General features: G+C 63.2%; 23 protein-coding genes. 12 read left to right on the forward strand and 11 right to left on the reverse strand.

The features are described 5' to 3' along the window. The first annotated feature begins 48 nt into the window (after positions 1-48). Positions 49-258 carry a cold-shock protein gene (locus ACLEJW_RS02215; protein WP_003252255.1) on the forward strand — a complete coding sequence of 70 codons (210 nt, stop codon included), beginning with the start codon at positions 49-51 and terminating at the stop codon, positions 256-258. A gap of 86 nt (positions 259-344) precedes the next feature. Here the strand turns inward: ACLEJW_RS02215 and ACLEJW_RS02220 are convergent, their stop codons facing one another. From ACLEJW_RS02220 to ACLEJW_RS02235, 4 genes are all read right to left on the reverse strand, one after another. Continuing rightward, a complete protein-coding gene (locus tag ACLEJW_RS02220; protein ID WP_313297506.1) occupies positions 345-722 on the reverse strand; it encodes a hypothetical protein in 378 nt (125 codons plus the stop codon). 18 nt (positions 723-740) lie between these two features. Then, positions 741-1,553 (reverse strand): putative RNA methyltransferase, encoded by an 813-nt coding sequence (locus ACLEJW_RS02225; protein WP_440776927.1) that lies wholly within the window; start codon positions 1,551-1,553, stop codon positions 741-743. Then, positions 1,553-2,704 carry a succinyl-diaminopimelate desuccinylase gene (dapE, locus tag ACLEJW_RS02230; protein WP_440776928.1) on the reverse strand — a complete coding sequence of 384 codons (1,152 nt, stop codon included), beginning with the start codon at positions 2,702-2,704 and terminating at the stop codon, positions 1,553-1,555. The genes ACLEJW_RS02225 and dapE overlap by 1 nt, the downstream gene beginning before the upstream one ends. 136 nt (positions 2,705-2,840) lie before the next feature. Next, positions 2,841-5,432, reverse strand: a complete 2,592-nt coding sequence (locus tag ACLEJW_RS02235; protein ID WP_440776929.1) for a glycosyltransferase — start codon at positions 5,430-5,432, stop codon at positions 2,841-2,843. 131 nt (positions 5,433-5,563) lie between these two features. Between ACLEJW_RS02235 and tcdA the strand changes: the two genes are divergently transcribed. After that, on the forward strand, positions 5,564-6,373 hold the full coding sequence (tcdA, locus tag ACLEJW_RS02240; RefSeq protein ID WP_440776930.1) for a tRNA cyclic N6-threonylcarbamoyladenosine(37) synthase TcdA: 810 nt from the start codon (positions 5,564-5,566) through the stop codon (positions 6,371-6,373). A gap of 49 nt (positions 6,374-6,422) precedes the next feature. Here the strand turns inward: tcdA and ACLEJW_RS02245 are convergent, their stop codons facing one another. The 4 genes from ACLEJW_RS02245 to ACLEJW_RS02260 all read right to left on the reverse strand — a co-directional run bounded on the left by ACLEJW_RS02245 (position 6,423) and on the right by ACLEJW_RS02260 (position 9,530). Continuing rightward, complete coding sequence (locus ACLEJW_RS02245) at positions 6,423-6,833, reverse strand: SufE family protein (RefSeq protein WP_313297493.1); 411 nt, start codon at positions 6,831-6,833, stop codon at positions 6,423-6,425. Further along, entirely contained in the window at positions 6,830-8,035 is a 1,206-nt protein-coding gene (locus tag ACLEJW_RS02250) for a cysteine desulfurase (protein WP_145185670.1), read from the reverse strand. The genes ACLEJW_RS02245 and ACLEJW_RS02250 overlap by 4 nt, the downstream gene beginning before the upstream one ends. An 81-nt stretch (positions 8,036-8,116) precedes the next feature. Next, a complete protein-coding gene (gene dapD / locus ACLEJW_RS02255; protein ID WP_145185675.1) occupies positions 8,117-9,151 on the reverse strand; it encodes a 2,3,4,5-tetrahydropyridine-2,6-dicarboxylate N-succinyltransferase in 1,035 nt (344 codons plus the stop codon). 31 nt (positions 9,152-9,182) lie between these two features. Beyond that, positions 9,183-9,530, reverse strand: a complete 348-nt coding sequence (locus ACLEJW_RS02260; protein WP_440776931.1) for an ArsC family reductase — start codon at positions 9,528-9,530, stop codon at positions 9,183-9,185. 307 nt (positions 9,531-9,837) lie between these two features. Here ACLEJW_RS02260 and ACLEJW_RS02265 point away from each other — a divergent pair, with 307 nt between their 5' ends. Continuing rightward, positions 9,838-11,484, forward strand: coding sequence for a Na+/H+ antiporter (locus ACLEJW_RS02265; RefSeq protein ID WP_440776932.1), 1,647 nt, complete (start codon positions 9,838-9,840; stop codon positions 11,482-11,484). A 45-nt stretch (positions 11,485-11,529) separates the two neighbouring features. Here the strand turns inward: ACLEJW_RS02265 and dapC are convergent, their stop codons facing one another. The 3 genes from dapC to map are packed head-to-tail and all read right to left on the reverse strand — an operon-like array spanning position 11,530 to position 16,281. Further along, positions 11,530-12,726: a succinyldiaminopimelate transaminase gene (gene dapC / locus ACLEJW_RS02270; protein WP_440776933.1), complete on the reverse strand. Its 1,197-nt coding sequence runs from the start codon at positions 12,724-12,726 to the stop codon at positions 11,530-11,532. Positions 12,727-12,756: 30 nt separating this feature from the next. Continuing rightward, positions 12,757-15,459, reverse strand: a complete 2,703-nt coding sequence (locus ACLEJW_RS02275) for a [protein-PII] uridylyltransferase (protein ID WP_145185688.1) — start codon at positions 15,457-15,459, stop codon at positions 12,757-12,759. A gap of 39 nt (positions 15,460-15,498) precedes the next feature. Beyond that, the gene (gene map / locus ACLEJW_RS02280; RefSeq protein WP_016712936.1) at positions 15,499-16,281 is read right to left on the reverse strand and encodes a type I methionyl aminopeptidase; all 783 of its coding nucleotides are present in this window, start codon (positions 16,279-16,281) and stop codon (positions 15,499-15,501) included. Between the two features lie 331 nt (positions 16,282-16,612). Between map and rpsB the strand changes: the two genes are divergently transcribed. From rpsB to bamA, 9 genes are all read left to right on the forward strand, one after another. Continuing rightward, positions 16,613-17,350, forward strand: coding sequence for a 30S ribosomal protein S2 (rpsB, locus tag ACLEJW_RS02285; protein ID WP_060512637.1), 738 nt, complete (start codon positions 16,613-16,615; stop codon positions 17,348-17,350). Between the two features lie 184 nt (positions 17,351-17,534). Then, positions 17,535-18,398, forward strand: a complete 864-nt coding sequence (tsf, locus tag ACLEJW_RS02290) for a translation elongation factor Ts (protein ID WP_145185691.1) — start codon at positions 17,535-17,537, stop codon at positions 18,396-18,398. 177 nt (positions 18,399-18,575) lie between these two features. Next, complete coding sequence (gene pyrH, locus ACLEJW_RS02295) at positions 18,576-19,319, forward strand: UMP kinase (RefSeq protein WP_088513366.1); 744 nt, start codon at positions 18,576-18,578, stop codon at positions 19,317-19,319. After that, positions 19,316-19,873 (forward strand): ribosome recycling factor, encoded by a 558-nt coding sequence (gene frr, locus ACLEJW_RS02300; protein ID WP_145185719.1) that lies wholly within the window; start codon positions 19,316-19,318, stop codon positions 19,871-19,873. Before pyrH ends, frr begins: the two co-directional genes overlap by 4 nt. 15 nt (positions 19,874-19,888) lie before the next feature. After that, a complete protein-coding gene (gene uppS, locus ACLEJW_RS02305) occupies positions 19,889-20,644 on the forward strand; it encodes a polyprenyl diphosphate synthase (protein WP_313297458.1) in 756 nt (251 codons plus the stop codon). Continuing rightward, on the forward strand, positions 20,644-21,459 hold the full coding sequence (locus ACLEJW_RS02310; protein WP_145185725.1) for a phosphatidate cytidylyltransferase: 816 nt from the start codon (positions 20,644-20,646) through the stop codon (positions 21,457-21,459). Before uppS ends, ACLEJW_RS02310 begins: the two co-directional genes overlap by 1 nt. Further along, the gene (gene ispC / locus ACLEJW_RS02315; RefSeq protein ID WP_313297452.1) at positions 21,456-22,646 is read left to right on the forward strand and encodes a 1-deoxy-D-xylulose-5-phosphate reductoisomerase; all 1,191 of its coding nucleotides are present in this window, start codon (positions 21,456-21,458) and stop codon (positions 22,644-22,646) included. Before ACLEJW_RS02310 ends, ispC begins: the two co-directional genes overlap by 4 nt. 48 nt (positions 22,647-22,694) lie before the next feature. Further along, the gene (gene rseP, locus ACLEJW_RS02320; RefSeq protein ID WP_313297449.1) at positions 22,695-24,047 is read left to right on the forward strand and encodes an RIP metalloprotease RseP; all 1,353 of its coding nucleotides are present in this window, start codon (positions 22,695-22,697) and stop codon (positions 24,045-24,047) included. A 74-nt stretch (positions 24,048-24,121) separates the two neighbouring features. Continuing rightward, complete coding sequence (bamA, locus tag ACLEJW_RS02325; protein ID WP_145185735.1) at positions 24,122-26,485, forward strand: outer membrane protein assembly factor BamA; 2,364 nt, start codon at positions 24,122-24,124, stop codon at positions 26,483-26,485. The last annotated feature ends 22 nt before the right edge of the window (positions 26,486-26,507 follow it).

Genomic DNA, 26,507 nt, shown 5'->3' on the forward strand with positions numbered 1-26,507 from the left:
CCTGCGTCTGCAAGGCGATCTTCACAATAAAAATCCGGAGTAGTTCAGATGTCGTCTCGTGAGACTGGGAATGTTAAGTGGTTCAACGATGCCAAAGGCTATGGCTTCATTCAGCGCGAAGGTGGAGCGGATGTATTCGTCCACTATCGGGCGATCCGCGGTGAGGGGCATCGTACCCTGGTCGAAGGACAGCGTGTGGAGTACGCCTGCGTGCAGGGCCAGAAAGGCCTGCAGGCCGAGGACGTGGTCGGCCTGTAACCGGCCTCGAGCCACAAGCCTCTAGCCTCAAGCTGCAAGTGACCGTGTACTTGCAGCCTGATGCCATCCAGCTTTCAGCTTGCAGCTCAAGCCGTGCGCCAGGTGATTTCTTCTTCGCCGTCGGCGCTGATGCGGATCCAGCGGTCGGCATCTTCTTCGCCATCTTCCTCGACCCAGCCACCGGGTGCGCAGCGTACTTCCACGTTCAATGCAGCGAACGCGGCGCGGGCGCAGGCGACGTCGTCGACCCAGGGGGTCTGGTCGCTTTCCAGGTAGAGGCTGTTCCATTTCCCTACAGCCTTGGGTAACCAAGTGACCTTGATGTTACCGGCCAGGCACTTGAAGGTCTGACCCTTCTGTTGCCATTCGCTGCACGGGCCGATGGCCTGGCCAAGCCACTGGGCAATCTGGCGGTGGTCGACGTCGGCGTCTTTGAGGTAAATCTCGATATCAGGTTGGCGCATGAAGACTCCGGTGTGTACTCAGTGCTGGCGCAGGAAGTAGTCGTATCGCATGGAAACCGTGACCTCGAAAGGCTCAGGCTGTTCAATGACCCTGGCGCGCTTCTCGGCGCTGGCGCGCCAACCGTGCGGCGTCATTGCCAGCAGGTCGGCCCGCGCGCCGCGGTCGGCAAGGCTCAAGCGAAACGCCAACGTTTCGCTGTGCGCATGCACCATGCCTTCGGGCACCCGGGCCAAGTGCTTGTCATCGGCATAGGGGCGCACTTCATCGTAAAGCACTTCGCGCAGTTCCATCAGATGGCCGCTGGTCGGGCCAACCCGCATCAACCCACCGCCGGGGCTGAGCAGGCGCTGGGCTTCGTCCCAGTCCAGCGGGCTGAACACGCTGGCGATGAACTGACAGCTGGCGTCGGCCAGCGGCACGCGGGCCATGCTGGCGACCATCCAGGTAATCTCTGGGGCGCGACGGCAGGCACGCTTCACCGCTTCACGGGAAATATCCAACGCGTAGCCCGCCGCTTTTGGCAACGCCTGGCCAAGCTGGGCAGTGTAATAGCCTTCGCCGCAGCCGATGTCCAGCCAGGTCGCAGGCTCGCGCTCGGCGGCCAGTTGCGCCAGGCGCTGGGCGACCGGGGCATAGTGTCCGGCGTCGAGAAAGGCACGGCGTGCCTCGACCATGGCCTGGTTGTCGCCCGGGTCGCGGCTATTCTTGTGCTGGACCGGCAGCAGGTTCAGGTAACCCTGGCGGGCACGGTCGAAGCGATGACCCGCCGGGCAGACCACGCCATTGTCGAGTTGAGTCAGGGCCGCTTGGCAAAGAGGGCAGGCGAGCATCAGGCGAGCAACCGGACCAGGGTCTGGTAGTAGATTTCGCTGAGCAGGTCGAGATCGCTGGCCAGGATGCGCTCGTCGACCTGGTGAATGGTGGCGTTGACCGGGCCAAGCTCGACCACCTGCGTGCCCATGGTGGCGATGAAACGGCCATCGGAGGTCCCGCCGCTGGTCGAAGGCTGGGTGTCGCGGCCGGTCACCCCTTTGATGCTGGCCGCCACCGCATCGAGCAGCTCGCCCGGTTCGGTCAGAAACGGCAGGCCCGACAACGCCCAGTCGATCGACCATTCAAGGGCGTGCTTGTCGAGGATCGCCGCTACCCGCGCCTGCAGGCCTTCGACGCTCGATTCGGTGGAGAAACGGAAGTTGAACAGCGCCGTCAGCTCGCCCGGCACGACATTGGTGGCGCCGGTGCCCGAGTTGAGGTTGGAGATCTGGAAGCTGGTTGGCGGAAAGAACGCATTGCCTTGATCCCAGTGCTCGGCTGCCAGCTCCGCCAGGGCCGGGGCCGCCAAGTGGATCGGGTTGCGCGCCAGGTGCGGATAGGCCACATGGCCTTGCTTGCCGCGTACGGTCAGCTTCGCACCGAGCGAGCCACGGCGACCGTTCTTGACCACATCGCCGAGCACCGTGGTGCTCGATGGCTCGCCGACGATGCACCAGTCCAGGCGCTCGTTACGCGCCTTGAGGCGCTCGACGACGGCTTTGGTGCCATGGTGCGCAGGCCCTTCTTCATCGCTGGTGATGAGGAAGGCAACTTTGCCACGGTGGTTGGGATAGTCCTGCACGAAGCGTTCGCTGGCGATCACCATCGAAGCCAGGCTGCCTTTCATGTCGGCAGCGCCACGCCCGCAGAGCATGCCATCGGCGTCGATCAGCGCTTCGAACGGCTCATGCTGCCACTGCTGCACCGGGCCGGTCGGCACCACGTCGGTGTGGCCGGCAAAGCACAGCACCGGCCCGTCCTGCTCGCCGTGGGTGGCCCAGAAGTTGTCGACGTCTTCGATGCGCATGGGCTCGAGCTGGAAGCCTACGGCGCCCAGGCGGTTCATCATCTGCGCCTGGCAATCGGCATCGATGGGGGTGACCGAGGGGCGACGGATCAAGTCGCAGGCCAGTTGCAGGGTAGGCGAGAGCTCGGCAGGGGCCGTCATGGGGAACTCCGGGGCAAGGCAAGGCGGGGAAATCTAAGGGGCGTTATCTTATATCAAAGCGATGAAGCGTTGGGGCCGCTGTGCAGCCCTTTCGCGACCTGAGGCCGCCCCTGCAGGGTGGACGGCCCCAAGCACATCAAGCCTGCTGCGGTTCTGCAGCTTTTTCTGCGGGTTTGGGCAGCGACGACAGAAACGCCATCACCAATGCCGCCACATACGGCAGCGACTGCACCAGCAACATCGCCACCCAGAAGCGCATGTCGGAGCTTGGCAGCCCCTGCACCAGGCATATCCCGGCCGCTGCGCCCCACAACAGCAACATGATGAACAGCTCTTCGCGCGCTTCTGAAATCGCCACCAGCAACCCATGACTGTCGGCATTCTTCGGCGTGCGGAAGAACGGCATGCTGCTGGTGAAGAAGCCATACAGCACGGCCTTGGCGATGGTATGTGACAACGCAAGGCCAGCCAGCGCGGCGGCGAAAGCGTCCTTGAGGTCGACCCCCACCGCGCGGCGGTAGAGGAAAATGATCTTGCCGACCTTGAAGAAGAACAGCGCCAGCGGCGGGATGGCGAAGATCATCAGCGGCGGATCGACCCGGTGCGGCACGATGATCATCGCCGCCGACCACAACAGCGCGCCCACGGTGAAAAAGATGTTCATGCCGTCGGCCACCCATGGCAGCCAGCCGGCCAGGAAGTGGTAGCGCTGGCCGCGGGTCAGTTCGCTGCCTTTGCCGCGCAGCAAGGCGCCGGCATGGTGCTTGATGATCTGGATGGCGCCGTAGGCCCAGCGGAAACGTTGCTTCTTGAAGTCGATGAAGGTGTCGGGCATCAGGCCCTTGCCATAGCTGTTGTGCGCGTAGGCGGCCGACAGGCCCTTCTCGAACACCCGCAGGCCGAGCTCTGCGTCTTCGCAGATGCACCACTCGGCCCAGCCCAGCTCTTGCAGGACGCTGCGCCGGGTCATGGTCATGGTGCCGTGCTGGATGATCGCATCGCGGTCGTTGCGCGTGACCATGCCGATGTGGAAGAACCCCTTGTACTCGCTGTAGCACAGCTTCTTGAACGCGCTTTCGTGCTGGTCGCGGTAATCCTGCGGCGACTGCACCACGGCGATCTTCGGATCGGCGAAGTGCGGCACCATGTGCTTGAGCCAGTTGCGATCGACGCAGTAGTCCGAGTCGATCACGGCAATCACCTCGGCATCTTCGGCCGTATGCGGCAGCAGGTAGTTCAGGGCGCCCCCCTTGAAGCCGGCCAGCGGTGCGACGTGGAAGAACTTGAAGCGCTCACCGAGCTGCTCGCAGTGGGCCTTGAGCGGCTCCCACACGGCAGGGTCCTTGGTGTTGTTGTCGATCACCAGCACTTCGTAGTCGGGATAATCCAGAGCGGCGAGGGCATCGAGGGTCTGCTTGACCATCTCCGGTGGCTCGTTGTAGCAGGGGACGTGCACCGACACCTTGGGCCGGTAGGCGCTGTCGCCCTGCACCGGGAGAAACTCGCGGCGGCGCTTGTGGATCCACACCGCCTCGGCCAGCTCATGCGCTTCGGTCAACAGCACGATGAACACGCCCAGCGCACCGAGCGCCAGCAACATTCCCACGGTCAGGCTGAACCAGGTGCTGTATTGCTGGCTGTAGTCATAGGCGATCCACACCAGTACCGATCCGCACAGGAAGGTGATGAAGGTCAGGAACGTACGCCCGCGCTGGCGCAGGGCAGAGCCGTCGATCAGCAGTACGGTCAGGGCGATCATGGCCAGGACCACCGAGGCGACCGCCAGCGCTCGCCACTGGGGAATCGCCACCACCGGCCCTTCGAAGTTGAATTTCTGCTGCCGTTCGGCGTTGAACACCCCCCAGTAGGCGCCCACCGAACCTTCGTCACTGGCCTTCCAGGGCTGGTCGTAGGCTTCGATGACGAAATAGTTGTAGCCGCGGCGGTTCAAGGTGTTGACCAGCGTACGCAGGTAGATGGCCTGGTCGGCCTGGGTGGCATCGGCGCCACCGCGCATGCGACCATTGCTGGGCCAACCGACCTCCGACAGCAGCAGCGACTTGTGCGAGAACTGCTGGCGCAGTTCGCGCGCGCGGTCGAGCACGAATTGCACCGAGTCTTTCATCGGCACGAATTCCCAATAGGGCAGGATGTGTGCGGCGATCAGGTCGACGTGCTGGCCCAGCTCGGGGTTTTCCTTCCAGATGTGCCACTGTTCACTGGTGGTGACCGGCACTTTCACCGCTGCGCGGACCCGGTCCAGGTAGGCGATCAGCTCCTGCGCGGTGACCTCCTCGCGAAACAGCGCTTCGTTGCCCACCACCACCCGCACCACGCTGCGTGAATGGTTGGCGAGCTCGATGCCCTTGGCAATCTCGCGCTCGTTGCGCTCCAGGTCCTTGCTGATCCAGATGCCCAGCGTCACTCGCAGGCCAAGCTCTTCGGCCAGGCGCGGAATCTCTGCCTGGGTGCCCTCGACGGTGTAGATACGGATGTTGTCGGTGAGCTTGTTCATCTGCTCAAGATCCTGACGCATCTCGTCCTCAGTGGGGTACTGACCCTTCTGCGGGCTTTCGCCGAGGCGAAACGGCGAATACGAAAATCCTGAGATCTGTTCGGGCCAGGCAGGCGCGGACACCGGGCGATTGATCAGTGCCCAGAACCCGGTGAACAGTGCGGCAATGGCCAGGACCACCACCAGATTGAGGCCGAATTTGCGAGATGACATTGTGAACCGTTTTGATCTGAGGGATAGGACATTAAAGCAGTAATGATGGGGTCTTTCCTAACGATGGAGGTCAACGCCATCACTGGCCTATAATGCGCGCCGTTTTTGCGTCAGAGCCCAGGGGTACCGACATGAGCACAGAAGATCCACGCTTCGCTGGCGTTGCCCGGCTGTATGGCAAGCAAGGGCTGCGGCGCCTGGCCAACGCCCATGTGGCCGTGGTCGGCATTGGCGGCGTCGGCTCGTGGGCTGCCGAAGCGCTGGCACGCAGTGGCGTGGGCGAGATCACCTTGTTCGACCTGGATGACGTCTGCGTCAGCAACACCAACCGTCAGGCTCACGCGCTGGAAGGCCAGGTGGGCCGGCCCAAGGTCGAGGTGATGGCCGAGCGCCTGCGGGCGATCAATCCGGCGCTCAGCGTGCATGCGGTAGCGGATTTCGTCACCCGCGACACCATGGTCGAGTACATTCACGAAGACCTCGATGCGGTGATCGATTGCATCGACAGCGTGATGGCCAAGGCTGCGCTGATCGCCTGGTGCCGGCGGCGCAAGATCGCCGTGGTCACCACCGGCGGCGCCGGCGGACAGATCGACCCCACGCAGATCCAGGTCGGCGACCTCAACAAGACCTTCAACGACCCCCTGGCCTCGCGAGTACGCTCGACCTTGCGCCGCGACTACAACTTCTCGCGCAACGTCAGCCGCAACTATGGGGTGCCCTGTGTGTTTTCCAGCGAGCAGCTGCGCTACCCCAAGGGCGATGGCAGTGTGTGCCTGCAAAAAAGCTTCGTCGGCGAAGGCGTACGGCTGGACTGCGCCGGGGGCTTCGGTGCGGTGATGATGGTAACCGCGACCTTCGGCATGGTCGCGGCGAGCAAGGCGATCGAGAAGCTGGTGGCGGGGGCGCGGCGGCCCTCTGAGCGGGTCAAGCCTGAGTAAGGACCAGGCTTCACTCGGTCATCCGCGCCGCCCCCGGCACGCGGGCTCGCTAGCCAGGCACTGTCAACTGCGCCATGCGCAGCAACACCGCATGCAGGCCATTGCTGCGTGAGGGCGACAATTGTCGTGCCAGCCCCAGCTGGGTGAACCAGTCACGCAGATCGAGCTCCGCCAATTGCGTGCTGGGCAAGCCTTGCACCCTTACCAGCAACAGTGCCAGCAAGCCGCGTAGCAGGCGCGCATCGCTGCTGGCCTTGAAGCGCCATTGCCCCTCGACCTGGTCGGCCACCAGCCACACCCGGCTCTCACAGCCGTGCACGCGGTTGGCCTCGGTCTTGTCAGCGTCATCCAGCGGCTCGAGCTGCTCGCCCCACTGCATCAGCAGCCGGGCGCGTTGCTCCCAGGCCTGGCACTGGGCAAACGCTTGCAGTGCTTGCTGCGCCGGTGCCGACAAGCTCATCGCAGCAGCTCCAGGCTTTGGTCCAGTGCAGTGAAGAAGCGTTGCAGGTCATCGCTGTCGTTGTACAGCCCCAGTGACACGCGAATCGCCCCCTGCAGCCCCAGCCCGTTGAGCAACGGCATCGCGCAGTGATGCCCGGCGCGCACCGCGATACCTTGCTCGGTGAGCAAATGGGCGATGTCGGCATTGTGCACGCCGTCGATGACGAAGCTGGCCAGCGCGGCCTGGGGCGCACCCAGCAGGCGTACCCCCTCGCGGTCACCCAGGCCACGTAGCAGGTGCTGGTGCAGGCTGGCTTCGTGGGCCTGCACGGCATTCGGGTCGAGACTGGCCAGGTAGTCCAGCGTCGCGCCCAGTCCGATCACCCCGGCAATCGGCGGGGTGCCGGCCTCGAAGCCCAGCGGCGCAGGGCGGAAACTGGCGCTCTGATAGTCAGCCAGCTGCACCATTTCGCCTCCGAACTGCCAGTGACGTAACATGGCCAAGGCCTGGCGCTGGCCGTACAGCACGCCGACCCCGTCCGGGCCGTACAGCTTGTGGCTGGAGAACACATAGAAATCGCAATCGAGTTGCTGCACGTCATGGCGACCATGCACCACGCCCTGGGCACCGTCGACCACACTCAGCGCACCTTGGGCACGGGCGTGGGCCAGCAGCGCCGGCAGCGGTTGCCAGGTCCCCAGCACGTTGGACAGCTGGCTGATGGCGAGCACGCGGGTGCGCGGGCCGATCAGTTGCAATGCCTGCTCCAGATCGACCTGGCCCTGGGCGTTGAGCGGCAAGACCACCAGGCGCAGGTTGCGCCGTTGCGCCAGCTGTTGCCAGGGCAGCAGGTTGGCGTGGTGCTCCAGGGCACTGATGGCAATCTCATCACCTGCCTCGAAACGGTGCTCCAGGCCGTAGGCCAGCAGGTTCAGCGCCGAGGTGGCCCCGTGGGTGAAGACGATCTGCTGGGCGTCTGCGGCGTTGAGCCAGGCTGCCACCTTGTCGCGGCTGGTTTCGAAGGCCTGGGTGGCCAAGGCGCCTGGCAGGTGCTGGGCGCGGTGGACGTTGGCGGCGCCGTGGCCGTAGTAGTGGCTCAGGGCGTCGAGCAGCGCTTGCGGCTTCTGCGTGGTGGCAGCGCTGTCCAGGTAGGTCTGGTGCTGCCGTTGCAGGGCGGCGATAGCGGGGAAATCGGCGCGCCAGGGAGAGGGCTGGAACATGTTCGCGGGGCCTGGAATGAAAATCGGGTCTGGCGCGTGAACGCCAGACCCGATCTTAACACTTCGAACCCTTCAGGGTTTTCAGTTGTGGGCGTGCAGCGCCTCGTTCAGCTCGATGGCCGACTTGTGCGTCTTGCACTCCACCGCGCCATTGAGCGAGTTGCGACGGAACAGCAGGTCGGTCTGGCCCGCCAGATCGCGCGCCTTGACCACTTTGACCAGCTCGTTGTGCTCGTCGAGCAGGTTCACCTTGGTGCCAGCGGTGATGTACAGGCCCGCCTCGACCGTGTTGCGATCGCCCAGCGGAATGCCGATGCCTGCGTTGGCGCCGATCAGGCAGCCCTCGCCGACCTTGATCACGATGTTGCCGCCACCGGACAGGGTGCCCATGGTCGAGCAGCCGCCGCCGAGGTCCGAGCCCTTGCCGACGAACACGCCCGCGGACACGCGGCCTTCGATCATGCCGGGGCCTTCGGTACCGGCGTTAAAGTTGACGAAGCCTTCGTGCATGATGGTGGTGCCTTCGCCGATGTAGGCGCCCAGGCGCACACGGGCGGTGTCGGCGATACGCACGCCGGCCGGGACCACGTAGTCGGTCATCTTCGGGAACTTGTCTACCGAGAAGACTTCCAGCAGCTCGCCTTTCAGACGGGCTTCGAGTTGCAGCTCGGCCAGTTCGCTCAGGTCGACCGCGCCCTGGTTGGTCCAGGCCACGTTCGGCAGCAGCGGGAAGATGCCGGCCAGGCTCACGCCGTGCGGCTTGACCAGGCGGTGCGACAGCAGGTGCAGCTTGAGGTAGGCCTCTGGGGTCGAGGTCAGTGCAGCGTCTTCAGCCAGTACGGTGGCAACCAGCGGCTTATGGCTTTCGGCCAGGCGGGTCAGCAAGGCAGCCTGAGCGGCGTCGACGCCCTTGAGGGCTTCGGCCAGCTTGCCGGCCTGAGCGTTGCTGAACGCGATGGCCTGGTTGCCACCTTCGTAGCCGAGGATCGGCGCGACTGCAGCCACCAGCTCTGCGCTTGGGTTGAGCAATGGCTGGGCGTAGAACACTTCCAGCCAGGTGCCCTGACGGTTCTGGGAGCCGACACCGAAGGCCAGGCTGAACAGGGTATTGGACATGTAATTACCTCGTGCGAAATGGAGTAGGGGCTCAAGCCAGCGCTGCGGCGTACAGGTCGGGCTTGAAGCCGACCAGGGTGCGCTCGCCAAGGTCGAGCACCGGGCGCTTGATCATCGACGGCTGGGCGTGCATCAGGTCCACGGCCTTGGCCTGATCGATGTCGGCCTTGCTGGCGTCATCGAGCTTGCGGAAGGTGGTACCGGCACGGTTGAGGATGGCTTCCCAGCCGTGCTCGTCACACCAGCGGTTCAGGCGTTCGCGGTCGATGCCTTGGGTCTTGTAATCATGGAATTCGTAGGCGATGCCCTGGCCTTCTAGCCAGGTACGTGCCTTCTTCATGGTGTCGCAGGCTTTGATGCCGTAAAGCGTGTAGGTCATTGTGCACATTGAGGCCACAGGCTGCCTCAATTCTCCGTTGTCGATGTCAGTCGCGCGATTATGCGGGAACGACTGCCCGAGCGCCACGGCTGTGGCCGTCGCAAGCGACCGGGCGTGGGCCGACGTTGCCTTTCGCACGCGGCGCAAGCCGGTGCAGTAGTTGCCCACTGCGAGCGCGGGGCGAGCAGCTGCGACTTTTGTGCAGCGGCTTGTTGCAAAGGTTGTGTCTTAACATGTCGATTGGAATCGCCCAGGTGTCGCCAGACGCCTGTCGCGTTGTTACTGGATTCAGAGGAAACCTCGCCGTATGCAGTCCGCTTATACCGTTCTCATCCTGCTGATGCTGGTGAGCGTCTCCAAGCTGGTCGGGAGGGTGCTTCCGGTGCCGTTGCCGTTGGTGCAAATTGGCGCCGGCGCGCTGCTGGCCTGGCCGACCCTGGGTTTTCACGTCACCCTCAACCCTGAGCTGTTTCTCTTTCTCTTCTTGCCGCCGCTGCTGTTCGCCGATGGCTGGCGCATCCCCAAGCGCGAGCTGTGGCGCCTGCGCGGACCAGTGGTGGCGTTGGCGGTGGGGCTGGTGCTGTTCACGGTGATCGGCGCCGGTTATTTCATTCACTGGATCCTGCCCGATATCCCGTTGCCGGTGGCCTTCGCCTTGGCGGCAGTGCTGTCGCCGACCGATGCCGTGGCGGTGTCGGCCATCACCCAGGGCCGGCTGCCGACGCCTTTGATGCACATGCTGCAAGGTGAGGCGCTGCTCAATGACGCGTCGGGTCTGGTGACCTTCAAGTTCGCCCTGGCCGCGGCCATCACCGGTGTGTTCTCCCTGGCCGACGCCAGCCTCACCTTCGCCCTGGTCGCGCTGGGCGGGCTGGCCCTGGGCGTTGCCTTGAGCTGGCTGCTGGGCCGCTTGCGCATGTGGATGATCGCCCGGGGCTGGGACGACCCAGCGACCCACGTCGTATTCATGCTCCTGCTGCCATTCGCTGCCTACGTGCTGGCCGAGCGCCTGGGCGCCTCGGGGATTCTCTCTGCAGTGGCCGCTGGCATGATGCAGAGCTGGCTCGACTTGCTGCCGCGCCAGACCAGCACCCGCTTGCTCAACCGCAGCGTGTGGTCGTTGCTAGAGTTTGCCTTCAACGGGCTGATCTTCCTGCTGCTGGGCTTGCAGTTGCCGGACATCGTCAAGGCGGTGGCCAGCCACGAAACTTCCTTGTGGCCGACCCTGGCCTATCGCTGTTTCGATGTGTTGGCGATCTTCGCCGTGCTCATCGTGCTGCGCTTCGTCTGGGTGCAGAGCATCTGGCGCAGCATCGGGATGATTCGCCGCTGGCGCGGCAAGCCGGCGTTGGTGCTGGTACCCACGGCCCGTTCCTGCTGGTTGCTGACCCTCGGCGGCGTGCGTGGCGCGGTGACCTTGGCAGGGGTCATGTCGGTGCCTTTGTTGATCGCCCCTGGCGGCGCATTTCCAGAGCGCGACCTGCTCATCTTCATCGCCGCAGGGGTGATCCTGCTGTCGCTGATCGGCGCCTGCGTGGCCCTGCCGCTGTTGCTGCGCGGTGTCGACAAGAGCCCCGATGAGCGCCTGCAGCAGGAAGTCGACGCGGCGCGCAAGCTGACCGCCGAAGCGGCCATCCATGCCTTGGAAGCCGAAGAGGTCATCGACGCTGGTACGGCGCCAGATGCCGCGCAGGCAACCCTGGCGACCGAGCTCAAGGCACGCTTGATGGCCGAGTACCGCGAAGCACTGGAGAGTTTCGACGACACCGATGAGGCGCGCGCACTGGCCCAGCAAATGGATCAGCTTGAGCGGCGCCTGCGCTTGAAGGCGCTGCGGGCCCAGCGTCTGGAGCTCTACGAGCTGCACCGCAGGCATCGGGTCGGTGATGAAGTCGTGCGCAAGGTGCTGGGCGAGTTGGACATGGCCGAGGCCAACCTGGGGCAGGGCAGGTAGCGCAGGGGTCGCTGCCAGCGGGGCGCTGTGCGCGCCCCGCGTCCATCAACGGCCTTGCAGGAACGCGCGGATCCGTTCCGCCGCCTCGATGCATTCGGCCAGCGGCGCGACCAGGGCCATGCGCACGCGCCCAGCGCCGGGGTTGACGCCGCCGACTTCCCGCGACAGGAACGAGCCTGGCACCACGGTCACGTGCTGGGTTTCATACAGATCGCGGGTGAACGCCGCATCATCGCCCGGCACCTTGGCCCACAGGTAGAAGCTGCCATCTGGACGCTGCACGTCGAGTACCGGTTGCAGGATGTCCAGCACCGCATCGTACTTGGCACGGTACTGATCGCGGTTGTCGCGCACATGCGCTTCGTCCTGCCAGGCCGCGATGCTGGCCAGCTGGGTTTGCACCGGCATGGCGCAGCCGTGGTAGGTGCGATACAGCAGGAACGGCTTGATGATGCTGGCATCGCCTGCCACGAAGCCCGAGCGCAGGCCTGGCAGGTTGGAGCGTTTGGACAGGCTGTGGAACACCACGCAGCGGGCGAAATCGCGGCGGCCAAGCTCAGCGCAGGCGCTCAACAGGCCAGGTGGCGGCGCGTCTTCGTCGAAATACAGCTCGCTGTAGCATTCATCGGCGGCGATCACGAAGTCGTGCTCGTCGGCCAGGGCGATCAGTTTCTTCAAGGTGTCCATCGGCACCAGGGCGCCGGTGGGGTTGCCTGGCGAGCACAGGAAAAGAACCTGACAGCGCCGCCAGATTTCGGCCGGCACGGCGTCGAAGTCGGGGTTGAAACCGTTGTCTTCCAGGCACGGCAGGTAATGTGGCGTGGCGCCGGCCAGCAGGGCTGCACCCTCGTAGATCTGGTAGAACGGATTAGGACTGACCACCAAACCGTCATCAGCGCGATTGACCACGGCCTGGGTGAAGGCGAACAGCGCCTCGCGGGTGCCATTGACCGGCAGAATATGGCGCTCGGCGTCCAGCCAGCCGGCCGGCACGGCAAAGCGCCGCTCGCACCATTGACCGATCGCCTGGCGCAAGGCGGGCAGCCCCAGGGTGCTCGGGTACACCGCCAGCTTGTCGAGGTTATCGGCCATGGCCTGGGCGACGAAAGCCGGCGACTGGTGCTTCGGCTCGCCGATCGACAGGGCGATGGCACGCTTGTCGGCCGCAGGCTTCACGCAGCCCAGCAGGGCGCGCAGTTTCTCGAACGGGTAGGGCTGAAGCTGGGTCAGGGCATGGTTCATCGGCGCAAGGTCTCGTCAATCGTCTAATCGTTAAATAGTCAGGCGGGTCGGGCTGGCTTCACTGGCCTGGCCGGCCTGCAACTGCTGCACGATGGCTTCCTGCAGGCGGCTGCACAGCTGCGGATCGGACAGCGGCTGGTTGTCGGCATCGGTGATGAAGAACACGTCTTCCACGCGTTCGCCGAGGGTGGCGATCTTGGCATTCTGCAGCGACAGGTCGAACTCCAGGAAAATTCGCCCAAGCCGCGCCAGCAGGCCGGGGCGGTCGGGTGCGGTGATCTCGAGAATGGTCACGGCGCGCTGCGCATCGTTGAGGATGGTCACCTGCGGTGGGAAGGTGAAGTGCTTGAGCTGGCGCGGCACCCGGCGCTGGATGATCGTCGGGTAGTCCTCCGGTGTGCGCAGTGCCTCGGTCAGGCCGTCCCGAATCTGCTTGACCCGCTGCGGGTTGTCGCCGATCGAGCCGCCATCGTTATCGAGCACGATGTAGGTGTCGAGGGTGAACTGGCTGCTGGAGGTGATGATCCGCGCATCGTGAATGTTCAGGTTCAGCTGCGACATGGCCGCCACGGTCACGGCGAAGAAATCGTGCTGGTCGGGGGCGTAGATGAAGATCTGCGTGCCGCCTTCGAATTCGCGCTGGGTGGTTTCCTTGATCAGCACCAGCGGCCCGCCATCGGCCGGCTGCTGCAAGATGGCATCGCTGTGCCAGGCCACATCGGCCGCATCGTGCTTGAGGAAGTAGTCATCGCCCAGTTGCGACCATAGCTGTTCGACGTCGTCTGGGTCGGTGCCGCCGCGCACCAGAATGTCCAGCGCCGCCGATTGCGTCTGGCGGATCTGCTCCTCGCGATCCAGTGGGTTTTCCAGGCCTCGGCGCAGCGCGCGCTTGGTTTCCGAATAAAGCTGGCGCAGCAGGCTGGCGCGCCAGGAATTCCACAAGCTGGGATTGGTGGCGTTGATGTCGGCCACGGTCAGCACATAGAGGTAGTCCAGGCGCGTCTCGTCGCCCACGTGCAGAGCAAAGTCGTTGATCACCTGTGGGTCGGAGAGGTCTTTGCGCTGGGCGGTGGTCGACATCACCAGGTGATTTTGCACCAGCCAGACGATCAGGCGGCTGTCCCAGGCGGGCAATTGGTGGCGCTCGCAGAACTTCTGCGCATCCACTGCGCCAATCTCGGAATGATCGCCCTGACGGCCCTTGCCGATGTCGTGGTACAGGCCAGCCAGGTAGATCAGTTCGGGTTTGGGCAGGCGACCCATGAGCTTGCTGGCCAATGGGAATTTTTCCGACACCGGGGTGTACTGCAATTTGCGCAGGTGCTTGATCAGGTTCAGGGTGTGCGCATCGACGGTGTAGATATGGAACAGGTCGTGCTGCATCTGCCCGACGATCAAGCCGAACTCCGGCAGGTAGCGGCCCAGGATGCCGTAGCGGTTCATGCGCCGCAGGTTGCGGTGGATGCCGATCTCGCACTTGAACAGCTCGATGAACAGGCTGGTGTTGCGGATGTCGTTGCGGAAGCTGTCGTCGATCAGGTGCCGGTGCTCACGCAGCAGGCGCACGGTATCGGCACGCACGCCCTTGATCTCCGGGTGCTGGGCCATCAGCACGAAGATCTCCAGCATGGCGAAGGGCGTGCGCTTGAAGACGTTCGGCTTGACCGCTTCGATGTAGCCATCGTGCAGGCGAAAGCGCGTGTTGAGCGGCTGGGTGGCACCGCTGTCGTCGTCTGCCAGAATGACTTCTTCGAAGTGCTGGATGATCAGATCGCACAGCTGGCTGATGCTCATCACCACCCGGTAGTACTGCTGCATGAACTGCTCGATGGCGCGCTTGGGATTGTCGTCGCAGTAGCCGAGCAGGTCGGCGATGCTGCGCTGGTGGTCGAACAGCAGGCGGTCCTCGGCGCGCCCGGCGAGCATATGCAGGGCATAGCGCACCTTCCACAGGAAGTCCTGGGAGGACGCCAGCAGCTCGTTCTCGCTTTCCAGCAGGAAGCCCTCGCCGGCCAGGGCGTGCAGGTTCAACGTGCCGTACTGACGGCGTGCCACCCACAGCACGGTCTGGATATCGCGCAGGCCGCCAGGCGAACCCTTGACGTTGGGCTCGAGGTTGTATTCGGTGTCGTTGTACTTGTGATGGCGGGCCTTCAGCTCGGCGCGCTTGGCCAGGAAGAATTCCTTGCTCGGCCACATGTGCGCGGTGCTGGTCGCCTCGAGCATGCGCTGACGCAGCGCCTCGGGGCCGGCGATGGTGCGGCTTTCCATCAGGTTGGTGATCACCGTCAGGTCGGCGCGGGCCTGTTCGCCGCACTCATCGACCGTGCGCACGCTTTGCCCGACTTCAAGGCCAATGTCCCAGAGCAGGGTCAGGAAGCGTTCGATCGCTTCGCGGTACAGCTCGTGTTCGGCAGCGCCGAGCAGAATCAACAGGTCGATGTCCGAGTGCGGATGCAGCTCGCCACGGCCATAGCCGCCGACCGCGACCAGGGCGATACCGCTTGGCTCGCCCCAGTCGAACTGGTTCCAGGCCTGTTGCAGGATGTTGTCGACCAGCCACGCGCGCGCCTGGATCAGCGGGCGGATCTCGCCACCTGCGCGAAAACGCTTGTCGAGCACCTCGCCGGCCTGGCGGATGGCTTTCTTGAAGGCGGCAATGGGGCTCGCCTTGAGGGCCAGTTCCGCTTGGAACTGGCCGCGGTCGAACAGCTCGGGATCCACCTGGGGCATCGCGTCGCGTTCCTGTATGAGGGTTGCCCTTGGCTGCTATCAGGCCGAGGTGCGCGGGATGGTGTCGTCCTTGCGCAGGGTGAAGATCTCGTAGCCCGTGGCAGTCACCACCAGGGTATGTTCCCACTGCGCCGAGAGCTTGCGGTCCTTGGTGATGGCGGTCCAGCCGTCGCCCAGCACCTTGGTGTCGGCCTTGCCCTGGTTGATCATCGGCTCGATGGTGAAGGTCATGCCTTCCTTGAGCTCCATGCCGGTGCCGGCGCGGCCATAGTGCAGGATCTGCGGCTCCTCGTGGAACACCTTGCCGATACCATGGCCGCAGAACTCACGCACCACGGAGAAGCCGTTCTTTTCGGCGTGCTTCTGGATCACCTCGCCGATGTCGCCCAGGCGGCAGCCCGGCTTGACCAGCTCGATGGCCTTGTACATGCATTCCTGGGTGACCTTGGACAGGCGCTCGGCCCAGACCGGCACGGTGCCGACATGAAACATGCGGCTGGTGTCGCCGTGATAGCCGTCCTTGATCACGGTGACGTCGATGTTCAGCGTATCGCCGTCCTTGAGTGGCTTGTCATTGGGAATGCCATGACACACCACGTGGTTGATCGAGGTGCAGATCGACTTCGGGTAGCCCTTGTAGTTGAGCGGCGCCGGGATAGCCTGCTGGACGTTGACGATGTAGTCGTGGCACAGGCGATCGAGCGCTTCGGTGGTGACGCCAGGCTTGACGTGCTCTTCGATCATCTCCAGCACTTCGGCGGCCAGGCGGCCGGCGATGCGCATCTTTTCGATGTCTTCTGCGGTCTTGATGGTAACGGTCATTACAGGCTCTCTACGGCGCCGCGAACGGCGCGAACAAACGGGAAAGCCCCTATTCTATCAGAGCGTCAAGGATCAAGCTGCAAGCTCCAGGAAGAAGGGGGTCGCCTGCGGCCCGCTTTTCCTTGCAGCTTGCAGCCTGAAACTTGCAGCGCTTTCGCAGGTTCCGTTCGCTTGCGGTCTGTGGTATAACATGCGCCGCTTTCGGGGACGTCCCCGCAAGCTTAAACCCACACACGTGTCGACACGATGGCCTGGGTGCCCCGAATTCATGAATTCGCGGGTTGGTCATTGGGACGCGTGGAGGCCCAACCCGACTTATCAAGGAACTATCATGTCCCAAGTCAACATGCGCGATATGCTGAAGGCCGGTGTGCACTTCGGCCACCAGACCCGTTACTGGAACCCGAAAATGGGCAAGTACATTTTCGGCGCGCGTAACAAGATCCACATCATCAACCTGGAAAAAACCCTGCCAATGTTCAACGAAGCGCTGGCTTTCGTAGAGCGTCTGGCCCAGGGCAAGAACAAGATCATGTTCGTCGGCACCAAGCGTTCCGCCGGCAAGATCGTTGCCGAGCAAGCTGCTCGCGCAGGTTCGCCATACGTTGATCACCGTTGGTTGGGCGGCATGCTGACCAACTACAAGACCATCCGCGCCTCGATCAAGCGTCTGCGCGACCTGGAAACCCAGGCCGAAGACGGCACCTTTGCCAAGCTGACCAAGAAAGAAGCCCTGATGCGTTCGCGCGATCTGGAAAAACTGGACCGCAGCCTGGGTGGTATCAAGGACATGGGCGGCCTGCCTGATGCCCTGTTCGTGATCGACGTTGACCACGAGCGCATTGCCATCACCGAAGCCAACAAGCTGGGCATCCCGGTCATCGGCGTTGTCGATACCAACAGCAGCCCAGAAGGCGTTGACTACGTGATCCCAGGTAACGATGACGCCATTCGCGCTATCGAGCTGTACATGACTTCGATGGCTGACGCCATCATCCGCGGCCGCAACAACGTTGCCGGCGGCACTGAAGTCTACGCTGAAGAAGCGGCTGCACCGGCTGCCGAGTAATAGACCCTAGCGTCTACTTGGCACGCGAAAAGGGGGCTTTGCCCCCTTTTTGCCACCTTGAAATCCTGCTGTCAGCAACGCCCCATCATCATGGGCGAGCTGATATAAAGGCAGCGATTTGCAGAATTTAACGCCCGTGACGAGCGGGTGGAATGGTTGAAAAACTTTCCAAGAGGATTTTGAAATGGCAGCAATTACTGCGGCGCTGGTCAAAGAACTGCGCGAGCGTACCGGCGAAGGCATGATGGATTGCAAAAAGGCCCTGGAAAAGGCCGGCGGCGACATCGAAAAAGCCATTGACGACATGCGTGCCTCGGGCGCCATCAAGGCCGCCAAGAAGGCTGGCAACGTCGCTGCTGAAGGCGCTATCGCCGTCAAGACCGACGGTAAAACCGCCGTCCTGCTGGAAGTGAACTCGCAGACCGACTTCCTGGCCCTGCAAGACGACTTCAAAACGTTCGTTGCCGAAAGCCTGGAAGAAGCCTTCGCCCAGAAGCTCACCGACGCAGCGCCGCTGATCGCCTCGCGTGAAGCTGCACGTGAAGCCCTGGTCGCCAAGTGCGGCGAGAACGTCAACATCCGTCGCCTGGTGCGCGTCGAAGGCGACGTGGTCGGCGCCTACCTGCACGGCAACAAGATCGGCGCAGCCGTCGTCCTGAAAGGCGGTGATGTCGAGCTGGCGAAGAACATCGCCATGCACGTCGCTGCTTCGAACCCAGAGTTCCTGGACTCGTCGGAAATCTCCGCCGAAGCCATCGAGCGCGAGAAGGGCGTCTTCCTGCAGCTGAACGCTGACAAGATCGCTGGCAAGCCAGAGAACATCGTTGAGAACATGATCAACGGTCGTATCACCAAGTTCAAAGCCGAAGCCTCGCTCAAAGAGCAAGCTTTCGTCATGAACCCGGAAGTCAAAGTGGGCGAACTGGCCAAGAAAGCCGGCGCTGAAATCGTATCCTTCACCTACTTCAAGGTTGGCGAAGGCATCGAGAAGCCAGTCGACGACTTCGCTGCTGAAGTTGCCGCTCAGGTAGCAGCTGCCAAGCAGTAAGACAGCCCGTCTGTCGCCCCGAAGAGGCTGCCCGCTCACGCGCGCAGCCTCTTTGTCAAAACGGCAAAAGGTTTACCCAACCTGGCGCCGCTGGCACCCGAACGGTGCCACGCTACAGTTAGCGTGCCGAAACCGGCTCGCACGAATTTTCTAAGTACGCCGCAGGAGAGACTCGCAATGGCTCAGCAGGTGAGTGGTCGCCAACCTCGCTATAAACGCATTTTGCTCAAACTTAGCGGCGAGGCCCTGATGGGCTCGGAAGACTTCGGGATCGACCCGAAGGTGCTCGATCGCATGGCCCTCGAAGTTGGCCAGTTGGTAGGGATCGGTGTCCAGGTCGGCCTGGTGATCGGTGGCGGCAACCTGTTCCGCGGCGCTGCACTCAGCGCAGCTGGCATGGATCGTGTCACCGGCGACCACATGGGCATGCTGGCCACCGTGATGAACGGCCTGGCCATGCGCGATGCGCTGGAGCGCTCGAACATCCCGGCCCTGGTCATGTCGGCCATTTCCATGGTGGGCGTCACCGACCATTACGATCGCCGCAAAGCGATTCGCCACCTCAACTCCGGGGATGTGGTAATTTTCTCTGCCGGTACCGGCAACCCGTTCTTCACCACCGATTCCGCAGCCTGCCTGCGCGCCATCGAGATCGATGCCGACGTGGTGCTGAAGGCGACCAAGGTCGATGGCGTGTACACTGCCGACCCATTCAAGGATCCGCATGCCGAGAAGTTCGATCGCCTGACCTACGACGAGGTCCTGGATCGCAAGCTGGGTGTGATGGACCTGACCGCAATCTGCCTGTGCCGTGACCACAAGATGCCATTGCGGGTATTCAACATGAACAAGCCTGGCGCCCTGCTGAACATCGTGGTGGGCGGCGCTGAAGGTACTCTGATCGAGGAAGGCCAAGCATGATCAACGACATCAAGAAAGACGCGCAGGAGCGCATGACCAAGTCGCTGGAAGCCCTGGGTCGCAACCTGGCGGCCATCCGCACCGGCCGCGCTCACCCAAGCATCCTGGATACCGTCAAGGTCACTGCCTGGGGCAGCGAGATGCCGCTGAACCAGGTGGCAGCGATCACCGTCGAAGACGCCCGTACCCTGAAGATCGTCGCCCACGACAAGAACCTCAGCGCGGCCATCGAAAAAGCCATCCTGACTTCTGATCTAGGTCTGAACCCTTCCAGTGCCGGTACCACCATCCGCGTACCGATGCCGGCGCTGACCGAAGAAACCCGTAAAGGCTATACCAAGCAGGCGCGTGGCGTTGCAGAAGACGGCAAGGTGGCGGTGCGTAACGTGCGGCGTGATGCCATGACCGACTTGAAAAAGCTGTCCAAGGACAAGGCAATCAGCGAAGACGAAGAGCGTCGTGCTGGTGACGAGCTGCAGAAGCTGACCGACAAGTACATCGCCGAGATCGACAAGGCGCTGGAAGCCAAGGAAAAGGACCTGATGGCCGTCTAAGGCCGGGGTTTTTCAATGGAAAAGTCCAAGCTGGCGGCACCGTCCTCGGTGCCGCGTCATGTCGCGATCATCATGGATGGCAACAACCGCTGGGCGAAGAAACGCTTGCTGCCTGGCGTCGCCGGGCACAAGGCGGGCGTCGATGCTGTGCGCGCGGTGATTGAAGTGTGCGCCGAGGCCGGGGTCGAGGTGTTGACCCTGTTCGCCTTCTCCAGCGAGAACTGGCAGCGCCCGGCCGATGAGGTAGGCGCGTTGATGGAGCTGTTCTTTTCGGCGTTGCGCCGCGAAGCGCGGCGCCTCAACGACAACAACATCAGCCTGCGTATCATCGGTGACCGTTCACGCTTTCATCCCGAGCTGCAGGCTGCCATGCGCGAGGCCGAGTCGCTGACGGCGGGCAACAACCGCTTCATCCTGCAGATCGCCGCCAACTACGGTGGCCAGTGGGATATCGCTCAGGCCGCCCAGCGCCTGGCGCGAGAGGTGCAAGCCGGTCACCTGCGTCCCGATGACATCACCCCGGGCTTGCTGCAGACCTGCCTGGCCACGGGCGAGTTGCCATTGCCCGACCTGTGCATCCGCACCGGTGGCGAGCACCGCATCAGCAACTTCCTGTTGTGGCAACTGGCGTATGCCGAGTTGTATTTCTCCGACCTGTACTGGCCGGATTTCAAACACGAGGCCATGCGCAAAGCCCTGGCCGATTTCGCTTCGCGCCAGCGCCGCTTTGGTAAGACCAGCGAGCAGGTCGAGGCTGGAGCTCGTGCTTAATGCTTAAACAACGCATCATTACTGCGCTGATCCTGCTGCCGGTGGCATTGGGCGGCTTCTTCCTGCTCAATGGCGGGGATTTTGCCCTGTTCATCGGCTTCGTGGTGACCCTCGGTGCCTGGGAGTGGGCGCGCCTGGCCGGGCTGATGGCCCAGCCGTTGCGCATCGCCTACGCCGCGTTGGTGGCCGGCGCGCTGATGGTGCTCTACCTGATGCCCGACCTTGCGCCCTGGGTGCTCGGGGCCGCGGTGATCTGGTGGGGGCTGGCGACCTGGTTGGTACTGACCTACCCACGTAGCAGCGAGCTGTGGGCCAGCGCTGCCTGCAAGCTGCTGATCGGGCTGTTGATCCTGCTGCCGGCCTGGCAGGGCCTGCTGCTGCTCAAGCACTGGCAGTTGGGCAACTGGCTGATCCTCTCGGTCATGGTGCTGGTCTGGGCGGCTGACATCGGCGCCTATTTCTCCGGCCGCGCCTTCGGTAAGCGCAAGCTGGCGCCGCAGGTCAGCCCTGGCAAAAGCTGGGAAGGCGTTTACGGTGGTCTGGCGGTCAGCCTGCTGATCACCCTGGTGGTGGGCATCACCCGCCACTGGAGTGTCGGGCAGATCCTGCTGGGCCTGCTGGGTGCTGCCTTGGTGGTCATGTCGTCGGTGATCGGTGATCTGACCGAAAGCATGTTCAAGCGCCGCGCCGGCATCAAGGACAGCAGCAATCTGTTGCCAGGTCACGGTGGCGTACTTGACCGCATCGACAGCCTGACGGCGGCCATTCCAGTGTTCGCCGTGCTGCTTTGGGCTGCCGAATGGGGTGTCATGTGAGCGATATGCAACGCATAACCGTGCTGGGTGCGACGGGCTCGATCGGCCTGAGCACGCTGGATGTGATTGCCCGCCATCCCGAGCGTTACCAGGTATTTGCCTTGAGCGGCTACTCGCGCGTCGACCAGCTGCTGGCGCTCTGTGTGCGGCACGCCCCGCAGTACGCCGTAGTGCCCACTGCCGACGCCGCTGCGCGCTTGCGCGATGGCCTGGCCCATGCGGGCTGCACGACCCAGGTCCTCGAAGGCGAGGCAGGGTTGTGTGAAGTGGCCGCGGCGCCTGCAGTGGATGCAGTCATGGCGGCCATCGTCGGGGCTGCCGGCTTGCGTCCTACCTTGGCCGCCGTCGAAGCCGGCAAGAAAGTGCTGCTGGCCAACAAAGAAGCGTTGGTGATGTCCGGCGCACTGTTCATGGAGGCGGTGCGGCGCAGTGGTGCGGTATTGCTGCCAATCGACAGTGAGCACAATGCGATCTTCCAGTGCCTGCCGGGTGATTATGCTCGCGGCCTGCGCCACGTTGGCGTTCGTCGCATCCTGCTGACCGCCTCGGGCGGGCCGTTCCGCGAGACACCAAGCGCAGCCTTGCACGACGTCACGCCCGAGCAGGCCTGCGCCCATCCCAACTGGTCGATGGGGCGCAAGATTTCCGTCGACTCGGCCAGCATGATGAACAAAGGCCTGGAGCTGATCGAGGCGTGTTGGCTGTTCGATGCGGCGCCGGCCAAGGTCGAGGTGGTGGTGCATCCGCAAAGCGTGATCCACTCGCTGGTCGACTACGTGGATGGCTCGGTGCTTGCGCAGCTAGGTAACCCGGACATGCGCACGCCGATCGCCAACGCCCTGGCCTGGCCTGAGCGGATTGACTCCGGGGTGGCACCGTTGGACCTGTTCGCCATTGCCCGCCTGGATTTCCAGGCGCCTGACGAACAGCGCTTTCCTTGCCTGCGCCTGGCGCGCGAGGCGGCGCAAGCCGGCAACAGCGCGCCTGCCGTGCTCAACGCGGCCAATGAGATTGCTGTCGAGGCATTTCTTGAGCGGCGTATCCGTTTTCCAGAGATCGCGGGTATGATCGAGCAGGTGCTCAGCCAGGAACCGGTGGTGCCGGTGCCTTCGCTGGACGCCGTGTTCGCTGCCGACCAACGTGCCCGCGAGCTGGCGCGCGAGTGGTTGAGGCGCCACGGCCGTTGAGGTCGTGCGCATGTCCAGGGTTCTGCTGAACGTCATTCGGAGAAAGATATGACCGCGCTCTACATGATTGTCGGCACCCTGGTGGCCCTGGGTGTGCTGGTGACCTTTCACGAATTCGGCCACTTCTGGGTGGCTCGCCGCTGCGGCGTGAAGGTACTGCGTTTCTCCGTAGGCTTTGGTACGCCACTGCTGCGTTGGCATGACCGGCAGGGTACTGAGTTCGTGGTAGCGGCCATCCCTCTGGGCGGCTACGTCAAGATGCTCGACGAGCGCGAGGGTGATGTGCCAGCAGCGCTGGCTCATCAGTCCTTCAACCGCAAATCGGTGCGCCAGCGCATCGCCATTGTCGCGGCTGGGCCGATCGCCAACTTTTTGCTGGCCATCGTGTTCTTTTGGCTGCTCGCCATGTTGGGCACCCAGCAGGTGCGCCCGGTGATCGGCGCCGTGGAACCTGCGAGCCTCGCGGCCTCGGCCGGTTTGGCTGCGGGGCAGGAAATTGTTTCCATTGATGGCAAAGCGACCAGCGGTTGGTCGGCGGTGAACCTGCAACTGGTCCGCCGCCTGGGTGAGAGCGGCACCCTGCAGGTGGGCGTGCGCGACGAAGGCGCCAGCGCCGAGCGCGTGCTGCAGGTGAAACTCGACCAGTGGCTCAAAGGGGCTGACGAGCCCGATCCGATTCAGTCCCTCGGGCTGCGCCCATGGCGCCCAGCGGTGGCGCCGGTGTTGGCCGAGATCGATCCCAAAGGCCCGGCCGCTGCCGCTGGTCTGAAGTCCGGCGACAAGCTGCTGGCACTCGACGGCGCCGTTCTCAGCGACTGGCAACAGGTGGTAGACCGCGTACGCGCGCGTCCCGACGCCCAGGTCGTGCTGCGCGTCGAGCGCGATGGCGCAGCCCTGGAGGTGCCGGTTACCTTGGCCAGAAAGGGCGAGGGCAAGGCCGCCGGAGGCTACCTTGGGGCGGGCGTGAAAGGCGGCCAGTGGCCTGCCAGCATGCTCCGCGAGGTCAGCTACGGCCCGCTCGACGCAGTCGGCGAAGGGCTCTCGCGGACCTGGAACATGAGCGTGCTGACCCTTGAGTCGCTGAAGAAAATGTTGTTCGGCGAGCTCTCGGTAAAAAACTTGAGTGGACCGATAACCATTGCTAAAGTGGCGGGCGCTTCAGCCCAGTCCGGCGTGGGGGATTTCCTGAATTTCCTGGCCTACCTGAGCATAAGCCTGGGGGTTCTTAACCTGTTGCCCATCCCGGTATTGGATGGGGGGCATTTGCTGTTTTATCTGGTCGAGTGGGCGCGCGGTCGTCCGCTGTCGGATCGGGTGCAAGGTTGGGGGGTCCAGATCGGTATCAGTTTGGTCGTAGGGGTGATGTTGCTCGCCCTGATCAACGATCTGGGTCGACTATAAAAGATTCGCTCAATTGCGAACCTGCTGCCTTCGTGCGGCGGGTTGTTTATTGCCAGTTGGAATAAAAGGACTTCATGAAACGTCTGCTGCTAACTGCGGTCATGTCCGCACTGATGATCGCTGAAGTTCACGCCGAGTCCTTCACCATCTCCGATATTCGTGTCAACGGCCTGCAGCGGGTATCCGCTGGCAGCGTGTTCGGCGCCTTGCCCCTGAACGTGGGTGATCAGGCCGACGACCGCCGTCTGGTGGATTCGACCCGTTCGCTGTTCAAGACCGGCTTCTTCCAGGACATTCAGCTGAACCGTGATGGCAACGTGCTTATCATCAACGTGGTCGAGCGTCCGTCGGTGTCGAGCATCGAGATCGAAGGCAACAAGGCGATCAGCACTGACGACTTGATGAAAGGCCTGAAACAATCGGGTCTGGCCGAAGGCGAGATCTTCCAGCGCGCCACCCTCGAGGGTGTGCGTAACGAGCTGCAGCGCCAGTACGTGGCCCAGGGTCGCTACTCGGCTGAAGTCGACGCCGAGGTCGTGCCGCAGCCGCGCAACCGCGTTGCCCTGAAAATCAAGATCAACGAAGGTACTGTCGCTGCCATCCAGCACATCAACGTGGTCGGCAACAACGTCTTCGACGATGACGAGCTGTCCCAGCTGTTCGAGCTGAAAACCACCAACTGGCTGTCGTTCTTCAAGAATGACGACAAGTACGCCCGTGAAAAGCTCTCCGGTGACCTCGAGCGCCTGCGTTCCTATTACCTGGACCGCGGCTACATCAACATGGACATCGCCTCCACTCAGGTGTCGATCACCCCGGACAAGAAGCACGTCTACATCACCGTCAACATCAACGAAGGTGAGAAGTACACCGTTCGCGACGTCAAGCTGTCCGGCGACCTGAAGGTGCCTGAAGACCAGGTCAAGTCGCTGCTGCTGGTGCAGCCCGGCCAGGTGTTCTCGCGCAAGGTGATGACCACCAGCTCCGAGTTGATCACCCGTCGCCTGGGCAACGAAGGCTATACCTTCGCCAACGTCAACGGCGTACCGCAACCGAACGACCAGGATCACACCGTCGACATCATGTTCGTCGTCGATCCGGGCAAGCGTGCCTACGTCAACCGCATCAACTACCGCGGCAACACCAAGACCGAAGACGAAGTGCTGCGCCGCGAAATGCGCCAGATGGAAGGCGGCTGGGCTTCGACCTACCTGATCGACCAGTCCAAGACTCGCCTGGAGCGCCTGGGCTTCTTCAAGGAAGTCAACGTCGAGACGCCAGCGGTACCAGGTACCGATGACCAGGTCGACGTCAACTACAGCGTCGAAGAGCAGGCTTCCGGTTCGATCACCGCCAGTGTCGGCTTCGCCCAGAGCGCTGGTCTGATCCTCGGCGGCTCGATCAGCCAGAGCAACTTCCTCGGTACCGGTAACAAGGTCTCGGTCGGCCTGACTCGCTCGGAATACCAGACCCGCTACAACTTCGGTTTCGTTGACCCCTACTTCACCGCAGACGGTGTGAGCCTGGGCTATAACGCCTTCTACCGCAGCACCGACTACGACGACCTCGACGTCGACGTGGCCAGCTATGCGGTGGACAGCCTGGGCGCCGGTGTCAGCCTGGGCTACCCGATCAGCGAAACCTCGCGCCTGACCTACGGCCTGAGCGTGCAGCAAGACAAGATCAAGACCGGTAAATACACCGTTGACGAGATCTTCGACTTCCTCGACAAGGAAGGCGACAACTTCACCAACTTCAAGGCCTCGATCGGTTGGTCCGAATCGACCCTGAACAAAGGTGTGCTGGCAACCCGTGGTCACTCCCAGAGCCTGACCCTGGAAAGCACCATTCCTGGCAGCGACCTGTCGTTCTACAAGCTCGACTACCGTGGCCAGCTGTTCAAGCCAATCACCAGCAACTACACCCTGCGTCTGCACACCGAGCTTGGCTATGGTGACGGCTTCGGTGGCACCTCGGGTCTGCCGTTCTACGAGAACTACTACGCGGGTGGCTTCAACTCCGTGCGTGGCTTCAAGGACAGCAGCCTCGGTCCACGCAGTACGCCGAGCCGTGGGGAAGGCAACCCAGGCGGCAAGCCTGGCACCATCGCCGACCCGGATCAGGATCCGCTGCCGTTCGGTGGTAACGTGTTGGTGCAGGGTGGTGTAGAGCTGCTGTTCCCCTTGCCGTTCGTCAAGGATCAGCGTTCGCTGCGCACTTCCGTGTTCTGGGATGTGGGTAACGTGTTCGACACCAATTGCGGCAGCAAGCCCGATTGCCAGAAGGTCGGTTTCTCGGGTATGGCCAGTTCGGTCGGCCTGGGTGTGACCTGGATCACCGCCCTGGGCCCGTTGAGCTTCAGCCTGGCGATGCCGGTGAAGAAGCCGGACGATGCCGATACCCAGGTGTTCCAATTCTCTCTGGGCCAGACCTTCTAAGGTCGGCCCTCGTTTAACGACA

The sequence above is a fragment of the Pseudomonas sp. SMSB3 genome (assembly GCF_052041965.1).
Lineage (GTDB): Bacteria > Pseudomonadota > Gammaproteobacteria > Pseudomonadales > Pseudomonadaceae > Aquipseudomonas.